Source organism: Bacillus cereus group sp. BfR-BA-01379 (genome assembly GCF_022663605.1).
Taxonomy (GTDB): Bacteria; Bacillota; Bacilli; order Bacillales; family Bacillaceae_G; genus Bacillus_A; species Bacillus_A mobilis.
Genome location: NZ_JAKUFT010000179.1, coordinates 1 through 702, shown reverse-complemented (window position 1 = coordinate 702; position 702 = coordinate 1). Strand labels below are relative to the sequence as shown.

Sequence of the window (702 nt, the reverse complement as noted above, 5' to 3'; positions counted from 1 at the left end):
AATTGGTATTAATGCATTCGCTGCAATTGCACTCGTTGAAGTAGAAAAGAAATAACCGCCACCGCTAGGTAAACCAGTCGCTCCTGTTGCACCTACAATTCCTAAAAAACCTATAGGGCCTTGACTACCAGTTGCTCCAGTAGGTCCCACAGCTCCAATCGGCCCTTGACTACCTTGCGCTCCAGCTGGACCTACACTACCGTTAACCCCTGTTATCCCCCTTGCTCCAGTTGGGCCTTGTATTCCTTGAACACCTTGCACTCCTTGTATTCCTGTTACTCCCGTTGCACCAGTAGGTCCGGTCATTCCTGTACTTCCTTGTATCCCTATAATCCCTTGAACGCCTTGTATCCCTTGTACTCCGGTCGCACCGGTTGCTCCGGTCGCTCCTGTTTCTCCAGTTTCCCCCGTAACCCCAACATTTCCTTGTGCTCCTTCAGGTCCCTGATTACCTTGCGCACCTTGCACTCCTTGTGGTCCTGTTATCCCGTTTTCTCCTATATTCCCTTGAGGACCTCTAATTCCTTGCGCACCTGTCGGACCGGTTATTCCCTGTATTCCTTGTATACCTTGAGAACCTTGCGCACCTGTTGGACCTACTATACCTTGTATTCCTTGAGGACCTTGCAAACCAATCGCACCAGTTGGACCGATTATTCCTTGGACTCCTTGAAGACCTTGAACACCTTGAGAACCAGTTAA

At 49.7% G+C, this 702-nt stretch carries 1 pseudogene; it reads right to left on the bottom strand.

The features are described 5' to 3' along the window. Positions 1-702 (bottom strand): annotated as a pseudogene (locus MR113_RS27295) (collagen-like protein); the annotation flags it as partial.